Genomic DNA, 22424 nt, shown 5'->3' on the forward strand with positions numbered 1-22424 from the left:
GAAGAAGCAGGACGCCTTGAGAGGACGAAGCTTTGCGGTGCTGATGGGCATTGCGTTTATCGCCGTGGACCAGTTGATCAAACTGCTGGCGCTGTTTTCGCTTCAAGCCACAACGTTCCGGTTCGGTTCAAGCCCGGTCAACATGGCCTTGGAGCTGAGCTTGAACCCGGGTGCGTTCCTCAGCTTGGGCGCTAGCCTGCCAACCCAGGTCAAGCAACTGATCTTTATCGTCGGCGTGGCCGCGGTGGTGTGCTGGGCGGGTTATTGGGCCTGGACGAACTGGAACCATTCCCTGCGCAAGGCCGCACCACTTTTCCTGATTGCCCTGGGCGGCGCCGGGAACCTGATTGACCGGGTCTTTCGCGACGGCCATGTCGTCGATTATCTGGTGGTGAATGTCGGCCCGCTGCATACGGGTGTGTTCAATCTCGCCGATATCGCGATCACTCTGGGTGCGTTGTTGCTGATGCTGGATCTGTTCAAGAGCCCCGGTAAACCCTGAGTTCCACACCAGCCAACAACACGCTCAAACAGGCAAAGAGAATCAGTGTGGGAGCTGGCTTGCCTGCGATGCAGACACCTCGATGTATCAGTTGCACCGAGGCGATGCTATCGCAGGCAAGCCAGCTCCCACCTTTGATTTTGGCTGGCCTTGACATCGTACTCAGTCAGCCCGCCACCCGCTCCCGCCCCTTGAACGCCAGCGAAAAACAAAAAAAGATCACCAGCGCAAACCCCGCCGGAAACAACCAGATGCTGCGCCAGTCATGGCTGCCACCCGCCGCCACATAGTGGTCGGTCACCTGCCCCGCCACCCAGAACCCAATCAACATGCCCACACCGTACGTAGCCAGGGTAATCAGCCCCTGCGCCGAACTCCTGAAGCGCTCCGGCGCTTTCGCGTCGGTGTAGATCTGCCCCGAGACAAAGAAGAAGTCATAGCAGATGCCATGCAGCGCAATCCCGGTAAACAGCATGAAGGCCAGCTCGCCATTATTGCCGTAGGCGAACAGCGCATAGCGCAGCGCCCACGCCAGCATGCCCACCAACAGGGCGACCTTGATGCCAAAACGCTGGATGAACAGCGGCAATAGCAGCATGAACAGCACCTCGGACACTTGCCCAATGGCCATTTTTGCCGTGGGGTTGGTCACGCCGATTTCCGCGAGAAACGGGTTGGCGTTCTGGTAGTAGAACGCCAGGGGAATGCAGATCAGGATCGAGGCGATGAAGAACACCAGGTAGCTGCGATCCTTGAGCAACCCCAGCGCATCCAGCCCGAGCAGTTGCTTGATATCACCCTTGCCCGCCTCGGCTTTCAAGGGCGCGGTACGCGGCAAGGTGAAGCTGTAGAAACCCAGCATCACTGACGCGATGGCAGACATCAGGAAGGTGTTGCGCAACGCGCCCGTGGTGATCGACTGCTGCGAATCCCAGGCGAACACAAAGCTGATCACCAGCCCCGCAACAATCCAGCCCAGGGTGCCCCACACACGGATGCGCGAAAACTCCTGGGCCGGGTCGCTCATTTGCCGGAAGGCCACCGAGTTCACCAGTGCCAGGGTCGGCATGTAGATGACCATGTATGCCAGCACGTAGGGATAAAAGCCGACGAAGTCCGGCGCGCGGTACAGCTGGTACAGCAGCACCGCGCCGATCAGGTGCAGCACCGCCAGGATGCGCTCGGCGTTGAAGTAGCGGTCGGCGATCAGGCCGATGATAAACGGGGCGATGATCGCCCCCCACGACTGGGTGGAAAACGCCATGCCGATCTGCCCGCCGCTGGCCCCCAGGTTGCTGGCGAGGAAGGTGCCGAGGGTGACGAACCAGCCGCCCCAGATGAAGAATTGCAGGAACATCATGACGCTCAGTCGCGCTTTCATTGTGGTCACCGTTTTATTGTTATTTTGAGTCAGAAGCGCTGTTCAGGCGTCGGGCAGGCCCAGCAGCCGTCGGTTGGATTGCTCGTCGGATGTCACGCCGGCGAAGTCATCGAATGCCTTGCTGGTCTTGCGGATCATGTGCTGGCGAATGAACTCCGCCCCTTCTGCCGCGCCTTGTTGCGCATCCTTCAGGCAGCACTCCCACTCCAGCACGGCCCAACCGTTGAAGTCGTATTGGGTGAGCTTGCTGAAGATCGATTTGAAGTCGATCTGGCCATCGCCCAATGAGCGAAAACGGCCAGGGCGGTCGACCCATCCTTGGTAGCCGCCATACACGCCGGAGCGCGCGTCGGGGCGAAACTCGGCGTCCTTGACGTGGAACATGCGAATGCGCGCGTGGTAGCGGTCGATGAAGCCCAGGTAGTCCATTTGCTGCAGCAGCAGGTGGCTGGGGTCGTAGAGAATGTTGGCCCGGGGATGGTGGTCGACGGCTTCGAGGAAGCGCTCGAAAGAGGCGCCGTCGTGAAGGTCTTCGCCGGGGTGGATTTCGTAGCACAGGTCGACGCCGGCCGCCTCGAAGCAATCGAGAATCGGCAGCCAGCGCTTGGCCAACTCGGCAAAGCCTTGCTCCACCAGGCCGCTGGGGCGTTGTGGCCAGGGGTAGATGTACGGCCAGAGCAGCGCGCCGGAGAAGGTCGCGTGGGCCGTCAAGCCAAGGCGCTGGCTGGCGCGGGCGGCGAGTTTCAATTGGTCGATCGCCCACTCGGTCCGTGCCTGGGGCTGGCCGCGCAGATGGGCCGGGGCGAAGTCGTCGAACAGCGTGTCGAATGCCGGGTGCACGGCCACAAGTTGGCCCTGCAGGTGGGTCGATAGCTCGCTGATTTCGACGCCCGCATGGGCGCAGGTCGCCTTGAGTTCATCGCAGTAGGCCTGGCTTTCTGCAGCGCGGGCCAGGTCAATGTAGCGGGTGCCGAGTGTGGGCAACTGGATCGCCTTGTAGCCCTGGGATGCCGCCCATTGGGCGATGTTGGCCAGGGTGTCGAAAGGCGCTTCGTCCGAGATGAACTGGGCGAGAAAAATGCCTGGGCCGCGCATGTCTGTAATCTCCTTCATGGGTGGTTCGCCAGGGTGGTCCACTTCGCGTCGCCGTGATGGTTGGCGATCACGGCTTCGATAAAGGCCATGCCGCGCACGCCGACTTCGATGCCGGGTACGCCAACGGCCTCGGTGCCCTGGCGAATGGCCTTGGCGAAGTCGCGGTAGAGGTTGGCCATGGCTTCCAGGTAACCCTCGGGATGCCCGGCGGGCAGGCGCATGCGCTGCAATGCCGCGTCGCACAGCCAGGGCTGGCCGACGCCGGAACGCAGGATGCGCAGCGGTTGGTCGAGGGAACGATGGATCAGACTGGCGGGTTCTTCCTGGCGCCATTCCAGGCCGCCCTTGTCGCCATAAAGGCGGATCTTCAGCGGGTTCTCTTCACCGGCACACACTTGGCTGGCGATCAGCACGCCGCTGGCGCCGGAGGCCATCTTGAACAGCATGGCGGCATCGTCATCCAGTTGCCGGCCGGGTACATGGATGCCCAGGCTCGCGCAAAGCTGTTCGATCGGTTGGTCGGCGATGAACTCGGCCAGGGAAAAGGCGTGGGTGCCGATGTCGCCGATGCAGCCGCCCAGTCCCGAGAGTTCGGGCCGGCTGCGCCAGTCCGCCTGTTTATTGCCCTGCCCGGCCACGTCCTGGCTGAGCCAGCCTTGTGGGTACTCGACGATCACTTTGCGCAACGCGCCGATCACGCCATTGCGCACCATGTCGCGGGCCTGCCACACCATCGGGTAACCCAGGTAGGTGTGTGCCAGCCCATAAAGCCCGGAACTGTTTTTGACAACGTCTGCCAGCGCCTGCACTTCAGCAAGATTGAGCGCGGCCGGCTTCTCGCTGAACACGTGGAAGCCCGCCTGCAGCGCCTGGGTCGCAATCGGTGCATGCAGATGATTGGGGGTGACGATCACCAGCAGCTGCATGCGCTGCTCGGCCGGGAGTGCCTGTTCGCCGGCGAGCATCTGCTGCCATTCGCTGTAACAGCGGGACGCGGGCAGGCCCAGCGCATTGCCGGTGCTCCGGTTGTTCTCGGGCTCACGGCTGAAGGCACCGCACACCAGTTCATAACACCCATCCAGCCCCGCCGCCTGGCGGTGAGCCTGGCCGATGAAGGCGCCTTCGCCGCCGCCAACAAAGCCCATTCTTATTTTTTGCACAGCAACCGTCATCGCAAGTCTTCTCTTTATGGGCAATTACCGATCATGATGTAACCGGTTACATCGTGCCGGAAATTTAGGCCTGGTTGCTCGCGGTGTCAAACCCCGACTGCGGTAAACTTGCAGGCTGCTGTTCTGATAACGAGGTGGTCTTGTCCAATATTCGTGAAGTCGCCCGGCTGGCCGGGGTCTCGGTGGCCACCGTGTCCAGGACCCTGGCCAGCCCTGAACGCGTGTTGCCCGAGACCCGCGACAAGGTCAACGCCGCCGTGGAACAGACCGGCTACCGGCCGAACCGCATGGCGGTGCAATTCCGTTCGCGGCGCACCGGCAACCTGGTGATCCTGGTGCCGGCGATTGCCAACACGTTTTTCGCCCGGGTCATCAGCGGTGCACAGCAAGCGGCGCAGGCATCGGGTTATCGATTGCTGTTGTGCGACACCCGGGGCCAGGCAGAAATCGAAAAACAGTTCGCCGAACTGGTCCACGCCCATCAGGCCGACGGTGTGATTCAGTTGCGGGCCTCGGACCCATTCAGCGACTGCAGCGACTCACCGCCACTGGTGAACGCCTGCGAGGTGATCCAGGACGGTCGCCACCCCACCATCAGCCTCGACAACCGTGGCGCCGCCCGGGCCATGACCCAGCACTTGATCGACCTCGGCCACCGCCGCATCGGCTTGATCAAAGGCCCGAAAAGCAGCCCACTGACCCGTGACCGCGTGGCCGGTTATGAAGATGCCTTGCTCGCGGCGGGCATCCCCCGCGACCCGGCGCTTATCTGCCACGGCGACTTCACCCTGCACGCCGGTTTCGAGGGCGCAGGCAACATGCTCGCCCTGCCCAAGCGGCCCACTGCGCTGTTCTGCGAGAACGACGAAATGGCCATCGGCGCCTTGAAGCGCATCAAGCAACAGGGCCTGCGCGTGCCCCAGGATATTTCCCTGGTGGGCTTTGATGACATCCCCTTCGCCGCCTACTGCGACCCGCCGCTGACCACCATTGCCCAGCCTGCCGAAGTCTTCGGCCGCAAGGCGGTCGAGATGCTCATCGCACTGATCGAGAAAACGCCGCTGTCGGAGCGTCAGGTTGTAGTGCCGTTCGAACTCACAGTACGCGGCAGCACGGCAGCGCCCCACACTCAATAGTGCGCCACATCCGACACCTGGGTATCCAGCACGTCCCGCGCCAATGCCCAGGCCTGATCCGTGGATTCCACCACCAGCAACGGGTAGCCCCACGCCTTGCCGAACATCACGGCAAACGGCTTGAGCGCCAGGCGCTTGGCTGCGCTGGGCTCCACCTGGATCATGCCTTTGACGAAAGTACGCAGGGCCACCTTGTGCTTCTTCATCCAGATCGAGGCCTGTTTGCGTTCTTCGTGTGAATGCTCGTGAGTGCTTTCATCCACGGCTTTCTCGTGCAGCAGGACGAAGGGTTCCTCGCGCAGCAACAAGGCCTCGAATGCGCCAAAGGTATCTTGCGGGGGGGTGTCGCTGGGGGCGTCAAACACGATTTTCACCACGGGGAATGTTGAACTGTCGAGTTGCATGGGAAGCTCCTTTAACGAGAATGTTTCTCATGATAGCCATGCCATCACTGGACGCCATTGCACAGAATGGCCAGAATGTTTCGCATTCCAGCCAAGACGCCGCGCCGCCATGTACAACCACCGCCTCGAAACCCGTGACCCCTTGCGCCCGGCCCTCGCCGATGCAATTCCCCGTGCGGTGGTTGCAGTGAGCGCTTCAAGCACCTCTGCGAGTTGGGAGCACGCACCGCACCAGCACCGCAAGGGCCAGTTGATGTACACATTGCGCGGGGTGATTCATTGCGTCATCGAAGAAGGTATCTGGATCGTGCCCCCCCAGTGCGCATTGTGGATTCCGGGCGGCCTTTCCCATGCCGCGCGCGGGTCGGGGGCAGCGGATATCTACTGTCTGTTGGTCGACCCCGACGCCGCCGGCGCCCTGCCCCGGCAATGCTGCACCCTGGCGGTATCGCCGTTGTTACACGAATTGATCAGCAAGGCCGTCAGCTTCCCGCCGCTGTACGACACCGAGGGCGCCCAGGGCCGGTTGGTGGCCACGCTGCTGGACGAACTGGCACTGGCACCGGTGGAGGCCCTGCACCTGCCCATGCCCCGGGACACTCGGCTGCGGCGCCTGGCCGACAGTTTGCTGGCCAACCCCAGCGACAAGGCCACCCTGGGCGAATGGGCCGTACGCATCGGCATGAGCGAACGCAGCATGACGCGCTTGTTGCTGGAGGAGATCGGCCTGAGTTTCGGCCGCTGGCGCAGGCAACTGCATGTGATCCTGTCACTGCAGCGCCTGGCGAAAGGCGAAAGTGTGCAGACGGTGGCACTGGACCTCGGCTATGAAAACGCCAGCGGCTTTATCACCATGTTCCGCAAGGCCATCGGCCAACCGCCGGCGCGCTACCTGGCCGACCGCGCGAGCATCCCCCAGCACACGACGCCCGCTATCGCCTTGCTGGATTATTATAAATAGTCACGTATAAGCATTTTTAGAGCTAAGGGACTAGAAGGCTTAAATCATTCCAGCCAAAAAAAATCAACCCGCCTAAAATACTTATCGCACACTAAAAAATTTGCACTAGCATATGAGTACTCCGGTCCACAAACCCGCTCTCAACACCCGCCTGAAATCCGCCTTACCCCCCGCAAATAAAGTGCCGAATGTTAAAATTTGTCACGTTTTGGCGTATTCAATTCGATTAACATCTAAACGCCTGCAGCGATTGAATTGACGGCCTCGCATGCCGGAAAAGGGAGCAACGTGATGCATTTTTCCAACGTCCTCGCTATTGCACGGACCCCATCGAAATCCGAGGACTTCAGCGAGCTTATAGTTCGTACTGTACCGAAAAATCTAAAAGTCGATACACGCTCCTACGGCCAACTAATCGGTCCCTATGCAAGCCATGGACATTACCGTGCCATCATCATAGAGATCGACACCCCCTCTGCCAGCACCCAAACGCTGGACATCATTAAAAAAACCAGATCGGAAAATCCTGGCAGCACCATTTTCCTGGTTGTCACCTTCGCCACTACACTAAGCAAAACCAAATATTATCTCGCAGGCGCCGATTACTGCATAAAGGTCGTCGAGAGCTCGCCCGAGAAAAAACTTGCCCTGTTTGCCGCGTTCCTCAGCGAGACATACTGGCTAAGTAATACTGATTTGCTACTCGATCAGGATCGCATGTGCATCTACGGGGGTGGCAAAAAGCTCGAAGTGTCCTTTGTCGAAATGAAAGTACTGGAAGCGCTCATTCATAATCGATTGCTCAGCCATGATGAAATCGCCGTGGTAATGGGGCTGAATCCCCGATTTTATGATTCAAGGGCCCTCGAAAAATCGATTAGCCGGTTACGTGGCAAAATAAAATCACATTACGGAAGCAATATAATTCAGAGCATTCGCGGTTACGGCTACAAACTAAGCAGAGGGCTGGCTTCGGTTAATCATATCCACCCCGTCAGGGAGCGGTCGAACCGTGAATAGCGGAACCTTATTACGTGAGGCGTCAGCCTGCTTCACCTTTTCGCGGCAAGCGATACTTGAACGAAGTTGCACGCTGTGGGGCAGTGAGATCCGCGTCCACGCCGAGCCTGCGCTCGACAGCCCGCGTGATGACGCCTGCCCGTTTTATTCCGAACAACTTAAAGACGCCTACAGCGAAGCCCTGCAACATGCCAGGCCGAGTTCATTTGCCCGCACAAGTAAACGTTTGCGCGCGGACAAAAGCCCGGGCCTCCACAAGTTTTTCCGAATTGAGCAATCGCTGTTGATGAATGAGGACCTGCTCAAGGAAATTATCGATACTTCACACACGCTGGAAAAAAACAGACAACAACTCATTGTCAGCGTTGAAAATACACTGGACACCCTTCCGGGCCCGCTGGAACGCCGGAGCATGATCCGTCAACTGTATAGCCTGAAAGACCAGAGCAACCTGAAGCTTGCCTATAACAATTACACATTAAATACAAAAAACACCGACCTGCTGATCGACTTGAGTCTTTATGACTATATAAAAATGCCTTTTCCAGACTCGGCCCTCAGGCTCAGTCTGAACACCCGCTCGGGCCTGTTCGACCGGCTTTACGACCAGATGCTGGGGCTGATGAGCACCACCCGGGTCTCCTTCATCGCCGACAACGTCGAGCACGCCGACAGCGCACTTCTCGCCAGACGCTTGCCTTTTGACTATTTTCAGGGCCCCTACTTCTCCCCTGCTGATAGTTTATGAACCCCCGTACTTTCCTGGAATCGGTGAATGCCATGAGTTCTCTCAAGAAACACACATTTACATCGACGTACCCGTCAATCGCACTGCACGATTTCACGCCAAATGTGGCATTTTTACATTACGACGTCGACAGCGGGCCGCTGATCGAAACCGTGGAAAAAACATCGGACGCTTCGACCAGTTCCTACGCCGTTACCAAAGAGCAGAATTTCAATCTGTGGCTCAGTAACTATGTCGCCGCCAAAAGACTTTACGAAGCCAGTAATCGACTGACCCGACAACTTTACGACGCGTCAAAAAAACCTAACATCACGGCTCTAAAATCAGACGTCACACACCCGGCCCTGAATAACACCACCACGGAAACAGTTAACTCATCCTCTGCATTACGCGGCCCCGATGTCTGGCTACTTACCCAGCAAGATCGTGCGCTGGTGAAAGGTGGGCTACGCATTTCCTTGACCACTATTGAGTCGGCATTGATCAAGAAAATGTTGAACCATGAAGAACGTGTGGTCAGCAAGGAAGAACTTATCCGCAACATCGGACGTGAGCCCGACCTCTATCGCGGGCTTGAAATGTGCCTTAGCCGATTGCAGGACAAGTTCAAGCGCGTGAATGATGGCGAACGCCTGTTCCGCGCGGTGCGTAACCGTGGCTACTGCCTGACACAAAAAATAAAAAGCCCGCTGAGCAGTCGCGCAAACGTCACAGAACAATAATTATTTCATAAAAATTACAATTCACCCTGCCTATTAGAACGCCTTTCTATCTGCCATTTTATAACAACATGACCGCGTTATAAGTCGTCAGCCATTGCTCCCTGCCATTTATTACTATCAATACGCACGCCTACGCGTGCGCCTGCCATTTGATAGTCATTAAAACCACGCCTCGCTTTAACCTGCCAGCACGTGAGTGGATACCACAGGGAGCAGAAGTATGCTTAACAACAGAAGAATGCATCGTAACCTTACACCCAAAGGCCTGACCTTTTGGGGACAGTGGGCAATTGCCCTGAGTGTGGTCGTTGTACTTTTGTTTTCACTGGTACTTTTCAAGACCGGGCAATTGGAATCCCACTACCGGATATTGGCAGCCATTACAATACTGGCCTCTATACCGGCCTACATGTTATGTGACGTCTATAGCAAAAAAGATGACTTTTTTGTTGGGCTGGGACGATTATTCACCGGCTGGTTATTGACCCTGGGCATATTGTTCGCGGTCGGCATAGCCTGTAATGCCAGTTCGCTGTTTCCCTTCGAGATCCTGCTACTCTGGGCTGCTGTCAGCTATCCAATACTAGCCCTTTGCTACATTCCCATTCACAGTCTATCCAGGTACTACCACCGGCAACTACATGAGCGCCAGAAATCGCTGATTATTGGTACGGGAAAACTTGCAACCGACTTGGCCAATACTCTCGCCAGGCAAAAACGCTCCCCTCTGGTCGGTCTCGTAGGTCCCCGCACCACCGCCCCCCAGGCCGGCACCCAGCCTCAGATCCTCGGTGACTTGCCCGATCTTCCCGCGCTGATCCGCCAGCACGGTATCCGCCGCCTGTACATCACTCACTCTCTCCAGGAAGCGACCCACATCGAGGCGCTGTACCTCAACCTGCTGGAGATCAGCGTGGACGTGATCTGGGTGCCCGACCTCAACAACATGCTGCTGCTCAACCACAGCGTGGCCGAGGTGGATGGATTGCCCGCGATCTTCCTCAATGAAAGCCCGCTGACCAGCCGGCCGACCGCAGCACTGAGCAAGTCGCTGCTGGACAAGAGCCTGGCCCTGTTGGCGATCATCCTGCTCAGCCCGTTGCTGCTGCTGTTCGCCCTGCTGATCAAACTCACCTCTCCCGGCCCGGTAATTTTCAAGCAGGATCGTCACGGCTGGAACGGCGAGGTGATCAAGGTCTGGAAGTTCCGCTCGATGCGCGTGCATGACGACCACGAAGTGCGCCAGGCGAGCCGCAACGACTCACGCATTACCCCCGTAGGGCGCTTTATCCGCCGCACCTCCATCGACGAGCTGCCCCAGCTGTTCAACGTGCTGCAAGGGCATATGGCACTGGTCGGCCCACGCCCGCATGCCGTCGCCCACAATGACTACTACTCGGGCAAGATTCGCGCGTACATGGCGCGGCATCGCATCAAGCCCGGCATCACCGGCCTGGCGCAGGTCAATGGCTGCCGGGGTGAAACCGAGACCCTGGAGAAGATGCAGCAACGCGTCGATATCGACCTGCGCTATATCAACAACTGGTCGCTATGGCTGGACATCAAGATCCTGTTCAAGACGCCGTTTACCCTGCTGTCCAAAGACATCTACTGACCCCGCCCTTCCCCGTGCCGCTGCATCGGCGGCGCGGGGCACCAGGCGCGCTTTGCGCCCTCCCCGCCACCACTCCCCGCAAGGCGCAACGATAGCGCCCGTAGCGACGCCCGGGCCCGGGCCATTCGCATAGTCATCAAAGAGGAAAGTCAGGCAAGTGTTGCGCGCCGGCATTGCACCTGGCGCTGTAGCGTTCTGGCTTGGCGACTGCCCGGCGCATTCAACGCCGGGCAGTCGACAACCTGGTCGGCAGATGCCGCTCCGTCACTCCGTGATCTTCTCGAAGTTGTTGTAGAACAACTCGCTGTCACGCCCGTCGGTCATGGTCTGCAGCGAATAGCCGCGGTTCAGGCGTGCGCCGCCGTCACGGGTCAGTGGCGCCCATACGACGTTGGCCCGACGCATCGTCGAGGTACTCATCAACTCGTCGAAGGGGACGGAAATATAGATGCCCTTGTCGAAGCTGCCTTCGCCATATTCTTCCTTCGAGGCGGTGGTCAGCGTCACCCAGCCACCAAACTTCACGCCGTTCTTGAACTGGCGCGAGATGTCGACGGTGGTGCCCCAGTCCCGCGCCAGGTAACGCCCCACACTGACGGCGGCCAGGGTGTCATAGGGCAGCTCGGTATAGCTGGTGACATGGCCGGTGATGGTCTGGTAATCCCGCAGGCCGAAGCCTTGGTTGAAATCACGCTGGCGCACGAAGTTCAGGTCTGCGCCCACTGACCAGTGCTTGCCCGCCGGCCGGAACAACACCTCGCCGCCCACCCCGGCGTACATGGACTCCAGGTAGCCGCCGTAGACCATGCCATACAGGTCGCGGTCCAGGCGCTGCGCATGGTTGACCTGGAAGTTCGGCATTGTCACATCGGACGTGGTCATGTATTGGCGCAGGTCGGTGCGTACTCGCGGTAACCCGCTGGGTGCGTCGTAGGTGAACTTGTCGTAGTTGTTCAGCAGGTTGGCGCTGAGCAAGCCGCTCCACCAGGTATTGCGGGTAAAACGGTACTCCGCGTCGGCGTCGGCAGTGAACTGATAAAGCAGGCCGTCGGGGCCACCGATGTTCTGTTTGTAACCCAGGCCGAGGCCATAGTTGAACGGCTCGGATTGTCTGCTGTAGAGCGTGGTTTCCCGATGGGCAACCGCCGGGTTGACCTCGGTATTACGGTGCAGGTCCGTCAACGGCTGCTGGTTGTTCACCACGGCGCGGAAGGTGTTACGGGGCACGCTGGTTTCTTCGATGGGCATGTCATAGCGCTTGTTCACCAGGGTGAACCAGTCGATATCCTGATTGGCGCTGTTGTCGAGAATCCGGCTGGCGCGTCCCACGGCCTTGGCTGAATAGAAGTAGCGTTGCTGCTCGCCATACACCATCAATTCCGAGCCGCGCCGGGCAATGCGCTCCACCTTGTAGCCGGCATTCTGCTGCAGCCTGTCGGCGACGTTGGCCCAGTTGACCTGGTCGGCCGGGGTGGTGGGCATGCGCGCCGGCAACGGTTCGGCGGGCGGGTCATAGGTCTTGACCGGTGCCTTGCGGCTGACAAAGTTGGTGTGCAGGGTGATGCCGAACATCGCGGTATTCCCGCGTTCCCAGGCCGCACTCAGGTCGACGCTGTCAGCCAGCTTATAGACCACGCCAATGTTTACCGGCGAGTCCTGCTTGATCGGGTTGTCCAACGGCTCGTGCTTGTAGTCATTGCCCTCGTATTCGAGCTTCAGGCTCAGGGGTTCCCAGGGCGTTTGATAGGCGATCCCGCCGAACAACGAAGGGCGGCCCCTGAAATAGGCGTTGGAGTTCACGTCCCCTGCCCTGGCGACGACCGCAGTGCTCTTGGGCCGGTCGTTGAACTTGCTGCCGAACACCGACAGCGGGTTGCCGAAGTCGCCTCGGTTTCCCAGGTAGCCCCAGGCGATGCCGAGGCTGAAATCCAGGTTGCCGTGGCGCTTGTTGGCGACAAAGTATTCGCTGGAAAACAGCCCGGTACCGCCGATGTCCCGGGCACCGAAAGCCACCTGCGGTGCCCAGCGGCTTTCCTCCCAGAGCCGCGCCTTGAAGTCGATGGCCTTGTCTTTAAAGCTCTGGCTTCCGCTCAACGCCTCGGCGCCGTACCGGCGGTTGCTGATGGCGGTATAACGAAACGAACCCTCCAGCCAATCGAACGGTTGCAGGGAAAAACTGTAGCGCGAGTAGGGATCGGTGCGGTTGGCGTTGGCGCTCAACTCTCCCGCCGGGGCCATGCGTGCGGTGGGGGTCTGTAGCAGGCCCACGCCGCCGAAATCATTTTGGGTGTAACGGGGGTCACCGTGAGCCAACCCGCAAGGCAATAGCAGTACAGCCGCAAAACGTAAATTCAAGGGTTCACCTCAGCCAACGGTTGAGTGGCGAAAAACTCGGCCAGTTGTTGGTTGAGATCAGGGGTCGGCGTCTCAAGGTCGTCGCTGCGGATCGGCACCAGGATCCTGCTGCCGGGGGCCGCCACCACGCCGTCCTCGCGATTCCACGCCGCCACGCCCACACGCCGTACCTGGCCGTCGGGCTGGATCAGCCACAGGTCATCGCGCTCGGCGTCATCGAGGACCGTGCAGTCGCCAACATAATCCCGCACCTCGCGCATGGCTCGGTACGGCACATCACAGGACTGCGCGACCGCGCCGAGCACGTGCACGGTGGACGGCCTCACGGGGTAGACCAGCCGGTCCCCGTCATCCAGCAACGCGTTGCGCGCGAACCCCGCCTCGACGGCGATCGGGTCCAGCACTTGCACTTGGCGGCCGGTGACCGGCAACTGTTCGACCTGTCGATACAGACGCGCACTCAAGTCCGCCCGGGAGCCACGGTCATCCAGCAAGGCCCCTCGTTGCAGCAGTTTCAGATCGAACAAAACCCCTGCCTTCAAGCGTTCCTGCGTGCTCACCAACGACTGGTGCAGCCACGCGGCGCCCAACCAGTAGCTTTCTGCATTGGGTTGGGCCACACGAATAACGTCCAGCAAACGCGCCCCCGGCTTGACCTCGAAGGCGCCGGGGCTGCGCACATCGCCATTGACTGTAACGGCCGCCTGGCCAGTGCCGGGGCCGATCAGCAACAGGCCCAGCCATAAAAGCTTCGAACACTTCATCGGGCTGCCTCCCGGTCGGGACGCAACTGCACGATTTTCAGGGCCAACCGGGGCGTCAAATGCTGCTCGCTGCGCCAGATGAAACCATCCTGCGGGTCGACCCAATAATGGTTGGTGGCGCGGAAATTCAAGGTGGGAGCGTCCACCTGCTCGTCGATGCGCAGCAAGGCGTAATCCTTGTCCAGAATGCGGAGGGTCTCGATACCGTGGCTGCTGAAACGGCTGTTGACCGCGATACCGATTCGGTTGCCGTCGTAGAGGTCGATCCAGCGTGTGCCGGTGTAGCCGTCGGGCAGATGCTGGAGCCCGCGCTTGAACGGCGATTCGCCACTGAAACGCGTGCCATCCAGGGAAACACCCAGCCCGACAGTGCGTACCACCAGGCCGTCACGCATCATCACCACTTGCTTGCCGGAAGCGACCCAGAACTGCAGGTCGCCCCGGCGCCGGGCCATGGCCATCACGCCCTCGCTGACGGCGGTGGTCACCAGGATCTGCGGGTATGGCACCGCGTCGACCTGGGCGCGGGTCACGTTGATCGGGGCCGGGCCCGTCACAGAAGTTTCGAGGGTGTACCACGACGCCCTCATCAACGGGTTACACCCGCACAACAAGAGCGCCATCGACAGGCAGGCGCTGGTAGGCAACATTTTCACCACGGGATAACGCCTTATCTGCTGTTGACTTCGCTGAGGTCATTGGCCGATCGGGCACCAATTCCAATGGCACTGGCGGTCGGCAGCAACTGGCTGATCAGGCGGTTCCAGCGCGTCACGCCGGCCGGCCCGACGTACACGATGTCCTGGGGTTGCAAGTCGAACCGGGTAGCCAGCACCAGCGCGGACGGTGACTGGGCATCGAGCTGGAACACCTTGGCCGGTTCGGCTTCCAGGTTGTCCACGCCGCGAATTACATAGACCGCATTGCCATTGGAAGTGGTCTGGTTCAAGCCGCCTACGGTACCCAGGGCATCGGTCAGGTTGATCGACTTGCCCTTGAAGCTCAGGGCCCGGGGCTGATTGACTTCGCCCATCAGGTAGACACGTTTCTGGTCGTTATAGGGCAGGTACAACCGGTCGCCGCCCTTGAGGTAGATGCCCTGCAGTTGCGAGCCCTGGCGATTGAGGCTGTCCAGGTCAAGCGTGTACTCACGGCCGTCGCGCGTCAGGGTCAGGCTCGAGAGGTCGGCATTCGTGGGGTCGACACCGGCGGCGCCAATGGCCTCGACGGCGCTCAATGGTGTGGTGGTGATCGGCTGTTGCCCGGCCTTGATTACCGCCCCGGTCACCACCACTGTCTGGCTGGCAAACCGCAGGACGCTGACGTCAACCTGTGGGCTTTCAATAAATTGCGACAAGCGCCCGGCGATAAAGGCCCGCAGCTCTTCGATGGTCTTGCCGGCGACCGGGACGTTGCCGATATACGGATAAAACAACGTGCCATCGGGGCGAACCAGGCGCCCGTTGGCGTCGATCTGCTGTTGCGGCCCGGACGGTGCCGTCAACTCGGGATGGTCCCAAACCGTGATAAACAACAGGTCATTGGCACCGACGCGATAGCCACCGGGTATATAAGACAACAGTTCTGCCGGCACCGATTCACGAACATGCGTGGCGGCATCCATGGCAATCAATTTGGGGGTGATGGGAATCAACTCTACCCGAGTACTTTCGGGAGAACCCTCACTGGACATTTGACTGGTGTCCATATGTTGACCAGGCGAAAACATGCAGCCGTGCAAGCTGAAACTTGCCAGCAAAAGAACAGGTAACCTACGAATCATAATGGCACTACGCTAGTCGAGGGCGAGTCTAAAAAAGATCACCCAGAAGTTCCGGGTGATCTTGAACAACACACATTGCGGGTTATTAGTTGGTACCAGTGGTACCGCCTGTACCGGTGGTGCCGCCGGTGCCGGAAGTACCGCCATTGGAACTGCCGCCCGAGTTGGAAGCCGCCGCCGCAGCGCCGACTACCGCGGTACCGACCCCGACGGTTTCACCGAGCGTCACGCCGCCCACGAGCGGGGTGCTCAACGACAGGGGCTCGCTCGCGCCGGCCGCATCGCTCAAGGCCTCGCTCGCGACTTCACCTGCCGCCAATGCCGCAGTACTGCTAAAGGCCAGCACGCCGGCCAACAGTATTTTCCTCATATCAGACTCCTTCTCGATATTTACCCCTTATCAAATAATGCAATAAGGGCGTAGTGATGGAACGGAGATAAACAGGCTATGCAAACTGCGCAAAGATCCTGTTGGATCACGCACTTAACCTCCTCGAAATCATCTCACTTGTGGATAGCTCAAACCACCAATGTTAATAATCGTCAGGATTAAACAACGGGGCGTACCGATAACCCGCGACCAATACCGTAATACTCGAAACCATTGGCTTTCATACGCTGCGGGTCAAATATATTGCGGCCGTCAAAGATCACCGGCGTGCTCAGTTTTTCTTTTATCAAGTCCAGGTCCGGGGCCTTGAACTCCCGCCATTCGGTCACGATCACCAGCGCATCGGCACCTTGCAACGCCGCTTCCTTGGTGCCCATCAGCAACAGGTCTTCGTTCATCCCGTAAATGCGCTGGGTCTCGGCCATCGCTTCGGGGTCGAATGCCTGGACCCGGGCACCCACGCTGCGCAGTTGTTCGATCAACACGCGGCTCGAGGCTTCGCGCATGTCATCCGTATTGGGCTTGAAGGCCAGGCCCCAGATGGCGAAGGTCTTGCCCTCCAGCTGGCCGCCGAAGTGGTGGTGAATATGCCCGAACAGGTGCTGCTTCTGGCGCTTGTTGACTTCCTCGACGGCAGACAACAGCGTTGCCTGATAGCCGATCGACGACGCGGTGCGCTCCAGCGCCTGCACATCTTTCGGGAAGCACGAGCCGCCATAACCGCAGCCTGGGTAGATAAAGTCGTAGCCGATCCGTGGATCGGAGCCAATGCCTTTACGAACCGCCTCAATGTCGGCGCCCAAGCGTTCGGCGAAATTGGCCATTTCATTCATGAAGGAAATCTTGGTGGCCAGCAGGCAGTTGGCCGCGTACTTGGTCAGCTCGGCACTCCTGATGTCCATCGTGATGATCTTTTCGTGGTTGCGGTTGAAGGGTTCATACAGCTCCCGCATGCGGTCCACGGCGTAACTGCTGTCGCTGCCGATGATGATCCGGTCGGGCCGGGTGCAGTCGGCGACCGCCGAACCTTCCTTGAGGAACTCGGGGTTCGAGATCACGTGGAACTCCACCTCGAGCCCCCGCGACGTCAACACCTCGGACACCTTCGCCCGGACCTTGTCCGCCGTCCCCACCGGCACCGTGGACTTGTTAACGATAATCTTCGGCTCGGTCATGTTGAGCGCAATAGTCGCGGCAACGGAGAGCACGTACTTGATGTCGGCGCTGCCATCGTCATCAGGCGGCGTGCCCACGGCGATGAACTGCACCTCTCCATGCCGCACGCCTTGCGCGGCGTCGGTGGTGAAGTGCAAGCGTCCGGCATCATGGTTCTTCTGGACGAGCGCACTCAGCCCGGGCTCAAAGATCGGAATAATGCCGGCCTTGAGGTTCTCGACTTTAGTCGCGTCCACGTCGACACAACACACCTCATGCCCCGCGTCGGCCAGCACCGCTGCCTGCACCAGACCCACATAGCCGATTCCAAATACAGTTACATTCATTTCAATCTTCCTTTAAACAAGCTCGAGGCGGCCATAGCGGTCTTCAAAGCGGATGATGTCGTCCTCGCCCAGGTACGAACCCGATTGGACTTCAATCAGCTCCAGCGGGATTCGCCCCGGGTTTTCGAGGGAGTGCACAACGCCAATCGGGATGTAGGTGGACTGGTTCTCGGTCAGCAGCACTTGCTTGTCGGCGATTTGCACATTCGCGGTGCCGGACACCACGATCCAGTGCTCGGCCCGGTGGTGGTGCAGTTGCACCGACAGCTTGTGCCCCGGCTTCACCGTGATCCGCTTCACCTGATACCGATAGCCCTGGTCCACCGAGTCATATTTGCCCCACGGCCGATAGACTTCGCGGTGGCTGGTGCTCTCGATCCGGTGCTTTTCAGTCAGCTGCGCGACTATTTTCTTGACGTCTTGCGCGTGGTCCTTGGTGGTCACCAAAATCGCGTCGGCGGTCTCGACGACCACCACATCATTGATCCCTGCAACCGTGACCAGGCGGTGGCTGGCATGCACATAGCTGTTGGTGACGTCCTGCAGCAGCACGTCACCCTGGGTGCAGTTCTGGTTCTGATCCTTGAGGCCCGCTTCCCACACTGAGTCCCAGGCACCCAGGTCGCTCCACGGCGAATCGAGGATGACCACCGACGCGATGTCGGTCTTTTCCATCACCGCGTAATCGATCGACACGTTGGGCGCGTTCACAAAATCCACCTGGCTGAGCCGGGTGAAATCCTGGTCATGGGCCGCGTTGGAGAGGGACAGTTCTGCGGCCACCATGATCTCCGGGCTCAGGCGCTCCAGCTCGGCCTTCATCACCGAGGCGCGGAACATGAACATGCCGCTGTTCCAGAAGTAGTTGCCTTGTTCCAGGTAGCCTTGCGCGGTCGCCAGGTCGGGCTTTTCCACGAAGGCATCGACATGCGCGGCGCCGTCCACCGCAGCCTCTTGAGTACGGATATAGCCGTAGCCGGTCTCCGGCTTGGTGGGCACAACCCCGAAGGTGACGATCTTGCCTTTGTTGACTTCCACCTTGGCCAGCGTCAAGGCCGCATTAAAGGCTTGGGTATCGCCGATCACATGGTCCGCCGCCAGCACCAGCAGGATCGGATCGTCCCCATCCGCCAGCGCCGACAGGGTTGCCGCCGCAATCGCCGGGGCGGTGTTGCGGGCGGTCGGCTCAAGGAGGATTTTCTGCGGGATCACGTCCAGTGATCGACTTTGCTCGGCCACGATGAAACGGTGTTCTTCGTTGCACACAATGATCGGCGGGCTGACGGTCTCGCCCTCTATCGACAGGTTCTTGATGCGATCCAAGGTGGCTTGAAACAAACTCAAGTCACCGTGCAGCGCAATAAACTGCTTTGGTTTAAGCGCTCTTGAAAGCGGCCACAGGCGCGTGCCTGAACCGCCAGACAATATAACTGGGATCATAACGATTACTCGATGATTAAAGGCAATAAGAGCGGATTGACAAACAGCCGAAACTTAAGAAGTGAATGACTTCACATAACTGATCAAGCGGTCCCTTTCGGTAAAGTCCAGTGAACTTTCGGCACTGCTGTAGTTAAGCGCCGAATCAATCGCCGAAAAGAACGCATCTTTATCATGGGCGATAAACACAGAGGGAAGGTCTGAAAAGTTTTCGGCGGTGTCGTACTGGTGATTATTGATGTGTTCACCGCGCCGACTGTCGCGCGGGACAATAACAATCGGTTTGCCCAGTTCAAGGGAGCGAATGATATTGCCCATGCCCGCATGGGAAACAATCACCTTTGACGCATTGAAGTTCTTGGAAAACAGCGGCTCGGCGATGGTCTTGTAAGCCGTAATGCGCCCCAGGTCATTTTCGTTATTGCCCACCTGGGCAACAATCGGGACCTGCGGGTTTGCATGACTCCACTCATGCAAGTAGCCGAGCATTCTTTCAAAGGGTGCTTGAGTGCCAACGCTGCAAAATATCATTTATACAATCCTCCCTTTATATTGGGCCCGGCTGTTTTGCGACAGCGTGGGCCACTGGGTCAGCAACTCATCGACAAAATACACAGCGATCCTGCCGGACAACGAGAGCTTCTTGGGATTGGCAATGCTGTCGATCCACAGGGTCTTTTTGCCCATCAGTTTTCCCGCGACCAGCCCCAGCAACCCCGGTGCCGCCCCGGTGGAGATCACGTACCTGGCCTTGCTGCGGTAAACGATCGCAAAGATCTGGCAAAAGCCCTTGATGATCTTCAACGGTTCACTGCGATTAAAGTCCGGGACTTGCGCGAAGGCATGGGTTGGATACTGCGAGCCAATGCTGATATCCACGGTGGCGATGGTAACTTTTTGACCGTCGAAGGCAGGCAGCAACTTGCTCATTTGTACCCAGTGCCCACCTCCAGAACAAATCAATAAAACATCACTTGATTGACTCATGACGGTTCCCTTCCTGTCAGGTGTAATAGACATCATTAAATAGTGGCGGCAGTTCTTAACAGTTGGGCCTGGCCTTTCCAGCGGGTTATTCGCTTGGCTTTGAGCAAGGCCGATTTCTCTTTATAGGTTTCTTGATTGGCGATGAGCTGCGCGACGCCGGCCTTGATGGACAGCGGGTCCAGGGTGTCGACAAACACCGCCGCCTCGGAAAACAACGAGCGCAGTACCGTGGTATTCGAAAGCGCCATCGGCCTGCCGGCGCTGACCGCTTCGTTGGCCACGCTCAGCTGAACGTTGTCGCGGGTGGTCAGGCCGAGCACCACATTCGCGTGGCACAGCAGCTGTTCAAAGGTCGCCTTGCTGAGGAAGCCGGTCAGCTTGATGTTCTCGGGGAGTGACGCCACGAGTTCCTCGGAGAGCTTGCCCTGATGCTTGCCGGTGATCAGGAAGTCGACACCGGGCATTTCCCGGGCGGCGTTGATCACGATCTCGATCGGTTCATCGATATCAAACGAGCACGGAAACAGTACATAGGGTGTCTCGCGCTCACTGGCGGGCGCCGCGTGAAAGTCACACGGCAAGTCTTCCAGGATAAAGATATTGGTGTCCTTGACGCCCAGGCCGGCCAACTCTTCTTTGACTTTAAAATTATGAACGACGACGGCATCGATTCTATTCAACAGCGCTACCGTGCCCGGAAAGCCTATCCATTGTTTGCGCAACAGGCTGTTGTGGGCATCGGCGATAATCTTCAGCCGCCGGTTGAATATAAACTTGTAGGCCAGTGCTATATGCAATACCGGGCTCGGCGGCAACTGCACCCACAGCACGTCAGGCGAACCGGCCAACAGGGTCTTCAGGGTTTTAAACGACTTGATCAAGTAATCCAGCGGCCGCGCGGATTTCTTCTTGAACTGGTTGGGCAGATGCAGAATGTCATACGCCCAGTATTGCTTCATGGTATCGGCGCGTCGTTGATAGCCAATCCATGCAATCATTAATGATTTCACGTCAGAGTCCTGCATAAATAAAGGTGGGGCCAGTGAGATTGCTTACACTGCAAACCAGATCGGAAAGTCGGCGTTGTATCGAATGGTGTTGTTTCTGAAGCGGATATGTTTGGCCGGGTTGCCACCCACGATCGAATACGCTGCAACGTTGCGCGTGACCACACTGCCCGGATAAACAACCGCGCCTGTTCCGATGGTGACGCCTGGCATCACCATCACATTGGGAAAGATCCAGGCATTGTCTTCAATCAACACCGGCTTCCCCACCAGGCAACTCATGGGGTCATCGATATCGTGGCCCAGCGTATAAATCCGGGTGTTATGGGAAATATTGACGTTGTCGCCGATGCGGATGCCCGCCCGGTTATCCAGGTAGCAGTCGTAATTGACCGTGCAGTTTTTCCCGACCGAGAAGTTGCCGAAGGAGAAAAACACCACGTTGCGGTGGATCGTGGTCCGGGCGCCCACCCGGCATCCGGTTGCCCGGAGCAACGCGCGTCGCAGATTGAAAAACAACGCCAGGCTGAGCAGCGTATTGAACAGCGCAACAGCGGCCTTCTTGATGTTCAGTTTCAGGTTCTTCATCTACTCGCCCTGCCCTGAAGTATCCGTTACGCGCTGTGAACTCATCACAAAATTCCTGAAGCGGATATTGGTACTCACCGGCGTGGCGAAAGACGGGTTATTGCCACCGAAGAACGTCGAAAACAGCAAGCCGTCGATGGTGATCTCCGGCGTGTCTCTAAACGTCAGCCCGGTTTCCGAGTGCACCAGCTGGTTGTCGTACCAAATGGAAATCACACCGTCGGCCCGCCCCGGCGTATTCAACTTCACCAGTTGCTCCAACTTGTGCCATTGCCCCACCGTAAAGATCCAGGAACCCAACCCGACTGCCGTGCCCCAGGTTTTACTGGTGGGCAAATACGCGTAAATGGCGCCGGCGCCCTTTTCTTTCCAGATGTAGCGCGTGGAAAAGCCGTCATGGCCGTTCGGTATCTTGCCGCCCGTATTGCCGGTGCCACCGTAGAGGCCCGGGAGCTTGCCGCCTTTTACAAAGTCGAAATTCCTGTCGAACTTCAACTCATAGGTCAGTACCAGGCATTCCCTGCCCGGTTGCGGCAGTGGGGATTTGAATTCAATGCCGCCGTAGGGCAACCCAAGGCGCACCATCGAACCCGGGTCATAGGAGCCGGCCGGAAAATGCACGGCAATGTCCTTGATCTTTTGGCTGTAGGCCTTGTTCGTCAGATTGGCCCTGCCCTTTATGCTGCTTTGCGCCTGGGGCCCGTCGGCCATCTGCGAAACGTCCGGCAGTGACGGGTAGATGTTCTTGATGCCTGGCTCGCAACGGTCGTTCAACTCAGATGCGCCGCTGGCAGCCACCTGCAGGGCGAACGCCACAATGAGTAGCGTCGAGGCTGTCTTTTTCACGTCGG

23 protein-coding genes are annotated in these 22424 nt (G+C 58.7%); 7 read left to right on the forward strand and 16 right to left on the reverse strand.

All coding sequences use genetic code 11. From position 1 onward, the window contains the following. Positions 1 to 43 precede the first annotated feature (43 nt). On the forward strand, positions 44 to 502 hold the full coding sequence (locus HX839_RS18570) for a signal peptidase II (RefSeq protein WP_177045053.1): 459 nt from the start codon (positions 44 to 46) through the stop codon (positions 500 to 502). A 166-nt stretch (positions 503 to 668) separates the two neighbouring features. Here the strand turns inward: HX839_RS18570 and HX839_RS18575 are convergent, their stop codons facing one another. From HX839_RS18575 to HX839_RS18585, 3 genes are read right to left on the reverse strand one after another with little or no spacing between them, the layout of a single operon-like run. After that, on the reverse strand, positions 669 to 1883 hold the full coding sequence (locus HX839_RS18575; protein ID WP_134326356.1) for a nucleoside permease: 1215 nt from the start codon (positions 1881 to 1883) through the stop codon (positions 669 to 671). 42 nt (positions 1884 to 1925) lie between these two features. Continuing rightward, entirely contained in the window at positions 1926 to 2978 is a 1053-nt protein-coding gene (locus HX839_RS18580; RefSeq protein WP_008435420.1) for a sugar phosphate isomerase/epimerase, read from the reverse strand. A gap of 14 nt (positions 2979 to 2992) precedes the next feature. Next, positions 2993 to 4123, reverse strand: coding sequence for a Gfo/Idh/MocA family protein (locus HX839_RS18585; RefSeq protein ID WP_177067527.1), 1131 nt, complete (start codon positions 4121 to 4123; stop codon positions 2993 to 2995). Between the two features lie 167 nt (positions 4124 to 4290). Between HX839_RS18585 and HX839_RS18590 the strand changes: the two genes are divergently transcribed. Beyond that, the gene (locus HX839_RS18590; RefSeq protein WP_177019930.1) at positions 4291 to 5286 is read left to right on the forward strand and encodes a LacI family DNA-binding transcriptional regulator; all 996 of its coding nucleotides are present in this window, start codon (positions 4291 to 4293) and stop codon (positions 5284 to 5286) included. Here the strand turns inward: HX839_RS18590 and HX839_RS18595 are convergent. After that, positions 5280 to 5690, reverse strand: a complete 411-nt coding sequence (locus tag HX839_RS18595; RefSeq protein WP_177067513.1) for a hypothetical protein — start codon at positions 5688 to 5690, stop codon at positions 5280 to 5282. The genes HX839_RS18590 and HX839_RS18595 overlap by 7 nt on opposite strands. 109 nt (positions 5691 to 5799) lie before the next feature. Between HX839_RS18595 and HX839_RS18600 the strand changes: the two genes are divergently transcribed. The 5 genes from HX839_RS18600 to HX839_RS18620 all read left to right on the forward strand — a co-directional run bounded on the left by HX839_RS18600 (position 5800) and on the right by HX839_RS18620 (position 10756). Next, entirely contained in the window at positions 5800 to 6651 is an 852-nt protein-coding gene (locus HX839_RS18600) for a helix-turn-helix domain-containing protein (protein ID WP_003211383.1), read from the forward strand. Between the two features lie 291 nt (positions 6652 to 6942). Then, positions 6943 to 7671, forward strand: coding sequence for a winged helix-turn-helix domain-containing protein (locus HX839_RS18605; protein ID WP_003211381.1), 729 nt, complete (start codon positions 6943 to 6945; stop codon positions 7669 to 7671). Further along, entirely contained in the window at positions 7664 to 8419 is a 756-nt protein-coding gene (locus HX839_RS31460) for a hypothetical protein (protein WP_177019929.1), read from the forward strand. The genes HX839_RS18605 and HX839_RS31460 overlap by 8 nt, the downstream gene beginning before the upstream one ends. Before the next feature lie 32 nt (positions 8420 to 8451). Then, entirely contained in the window at positions 8452 to 9141 is a 690-nt protein-coding gene (locus HX839_RS18615) for a winged helix-turn-helix domain-containing protein (RefSeq protein WP_177067514.1), read from the forward strand. A gap of 220 nt (positions 9142 to 9361) precedes the next feature. Continuing rightward, on the forward strand, positions 9362 to 10756 hold the full coding sequence (locus HX839_RS18620; protein ID WP_256344726.1) for an undecaprenyl-phosphate glucose phosphotransferase: 1395 nt from the start codon (positions 9362 to 9364) through the stop codon (positions 10754 to 10756). 264 nt (positions 10757 to 11020) lie between these two features. Here HX839_RS18620 and HX839_RS18625 read toward each other — a convergent pair whose 3' ends face one another. From HX839_RS18625 to HX839_RS18680, 12 genes are all read right to left on the reverse strand, one after another. Beyond that, positions 11021 to 13111: a YjbH domain-containing protein gene (locus tag HX839_RS18625; RefSeq protein ID WP_177067515.1), complete on the reverse strand. Its 2091-nt coding sequence runs from the start codon at positions 13109 to 13111 to the stop codon at positions 11021 to 11023. Then, the gene (locus tag HX839_RS18630) at positions 13108 to 13875 is read right to left on the reverse strand and encodes a capsule biosynthesis GfcC family protein (RefSeq protein ID WP_177028139.1); all 768 of its coding nucleotides are present in this window, start codon (positions 13873 to 13875) and stop codon (positions 13108 to 13110) included. Before HX839_RS18630 ends, HX839_RS18625 begins: the two co-directional genes overlap by 4 nt. Then, on the reverse strand, positions 13872 to 14531 hold the full coding sequence (locus HX839_RS18635; RefSeq protein WP_032899416.1) for a YjbF family lipoprotein: 660 nt from the start codon (positions 14529 to 14531) through the stop codon (positions 13872 to 13874). Before HX839_RS18635 ends, HX839_RS18630 begins: the two co-directional genes overlap by 4 nt. A 14-nt stretch (positions 14532 to 14545) precedes the next feature. Further along, positions 14546 to 15658 (reverse strand): polysaccharide export protein, encoded by a 1113-nt coding sequence (locus HX839_RS18640; RefSeq protein WP_177049718.1) that lies wholly within the window; start codon positions 15656 to 15658, stop codon positions 14546 to 14548. A gap of 85 nt (positions 15659 to 15743) precedes the next feature. Then, positions 15744 to 16028 (reverse strand): hypothetical protein, encoded by a 285-nt coding sequence (locus HX839_RS18645; RefSeq protein ID WP_003211359.1) that lies wholly within the window; start codon positions 16026 to 16028, stop codon positions 15744 to 15746. Positions 16029 to 16207: 179 nt separating this feature from the next. Then, entirely contained in the window at positions 16208 to 17551 is a 1344-nt protein-coding gene (locus HX839_RS18650) for a UDP-glucose/GDP-mannose dehydrogenase family protein (RefSeq protein WP_003211357.1), read from the reverse strand. A 12-nt stretch (positions 17552 to 17563) separates the two neighbouring features. After that, on the reverse strand, positions 17564 to 18991 hold the full coding sequence (locus tag HX839_RS18655; RefSeq protein WP_087694224.1) for a mannose-1-phosphate guanylyltransferase/mannose-6-phosphate isomerase: 1428 nt from the start codon (positions 18989 to 18991) through the stop codon (positions 17564 to 17566). 54 nt (positions 18992 to 19045) lie between these two features. Next, complete coding sequence (locus tag HX839_RS18660; RefSeq protein WP_003211352.1) at positions 19046 to 19522, reverse strand: glycosyltransferase; 477 nt, start codon at positions 19520 to 19522, stop codon at positions 19046 to 19048. Continuing rightward, complete coding sequence (locus HX839_RS18665; protein WP_003211350.1) at positions 19523 to 19921, reverse strand: polysaccharide biosynthesis protein; 399 nt, start codon at positions 19919 to 19921, stop codon at positions 19523 to 19525. It abuts the gene before it with no gap. Between the two features lie 92 nt (positions 19922 to 20013). After that, on the reverse strand, positions 20014 to 20976 hold the full coding sequence (locus tag HX839_RS18670) for a hypothetical protein (protein WP_087694223.1): 963 nt from the start codon (positions 20974 to 20976) through the stop codon (positions 20014 to 20016). Between the two features lie 54 nt (positions 20977 to 21030). Then, positions 21031 to 21573: a DapH/DapD/GlmU-related protein gene (locus HX839_RS18675; RefSeq protein ID WP_102368815.1), complete on the reverse strand. Its 543-nt coding sequence runs from the start codon at positions 21571 to 21573 to the stop codon at positions 21031 to 21033. Continuing rightward, positions 21574 to 22419 (reverse strand): polysaccharide lyase, encoded by an 846-nt coding sequence (locus tag HX839_RS18680; RefSeq protein WP_371315638.1) that lies wholly within the window; start codon positions 22417 to 22419, stop codon positions 21574 to 21576. Positions 22420 to 22424: the final 5 nt, after the last annotated feature.

This window comes from Pseudomonas sp. I8001 (assembly GCF_013385345.1).
GTDB lineage: Bacteria > Pseudomonadota > Gammaproteobacteria > Pseudomonadales > Pseudomonadaceae > Aquipseudomonas.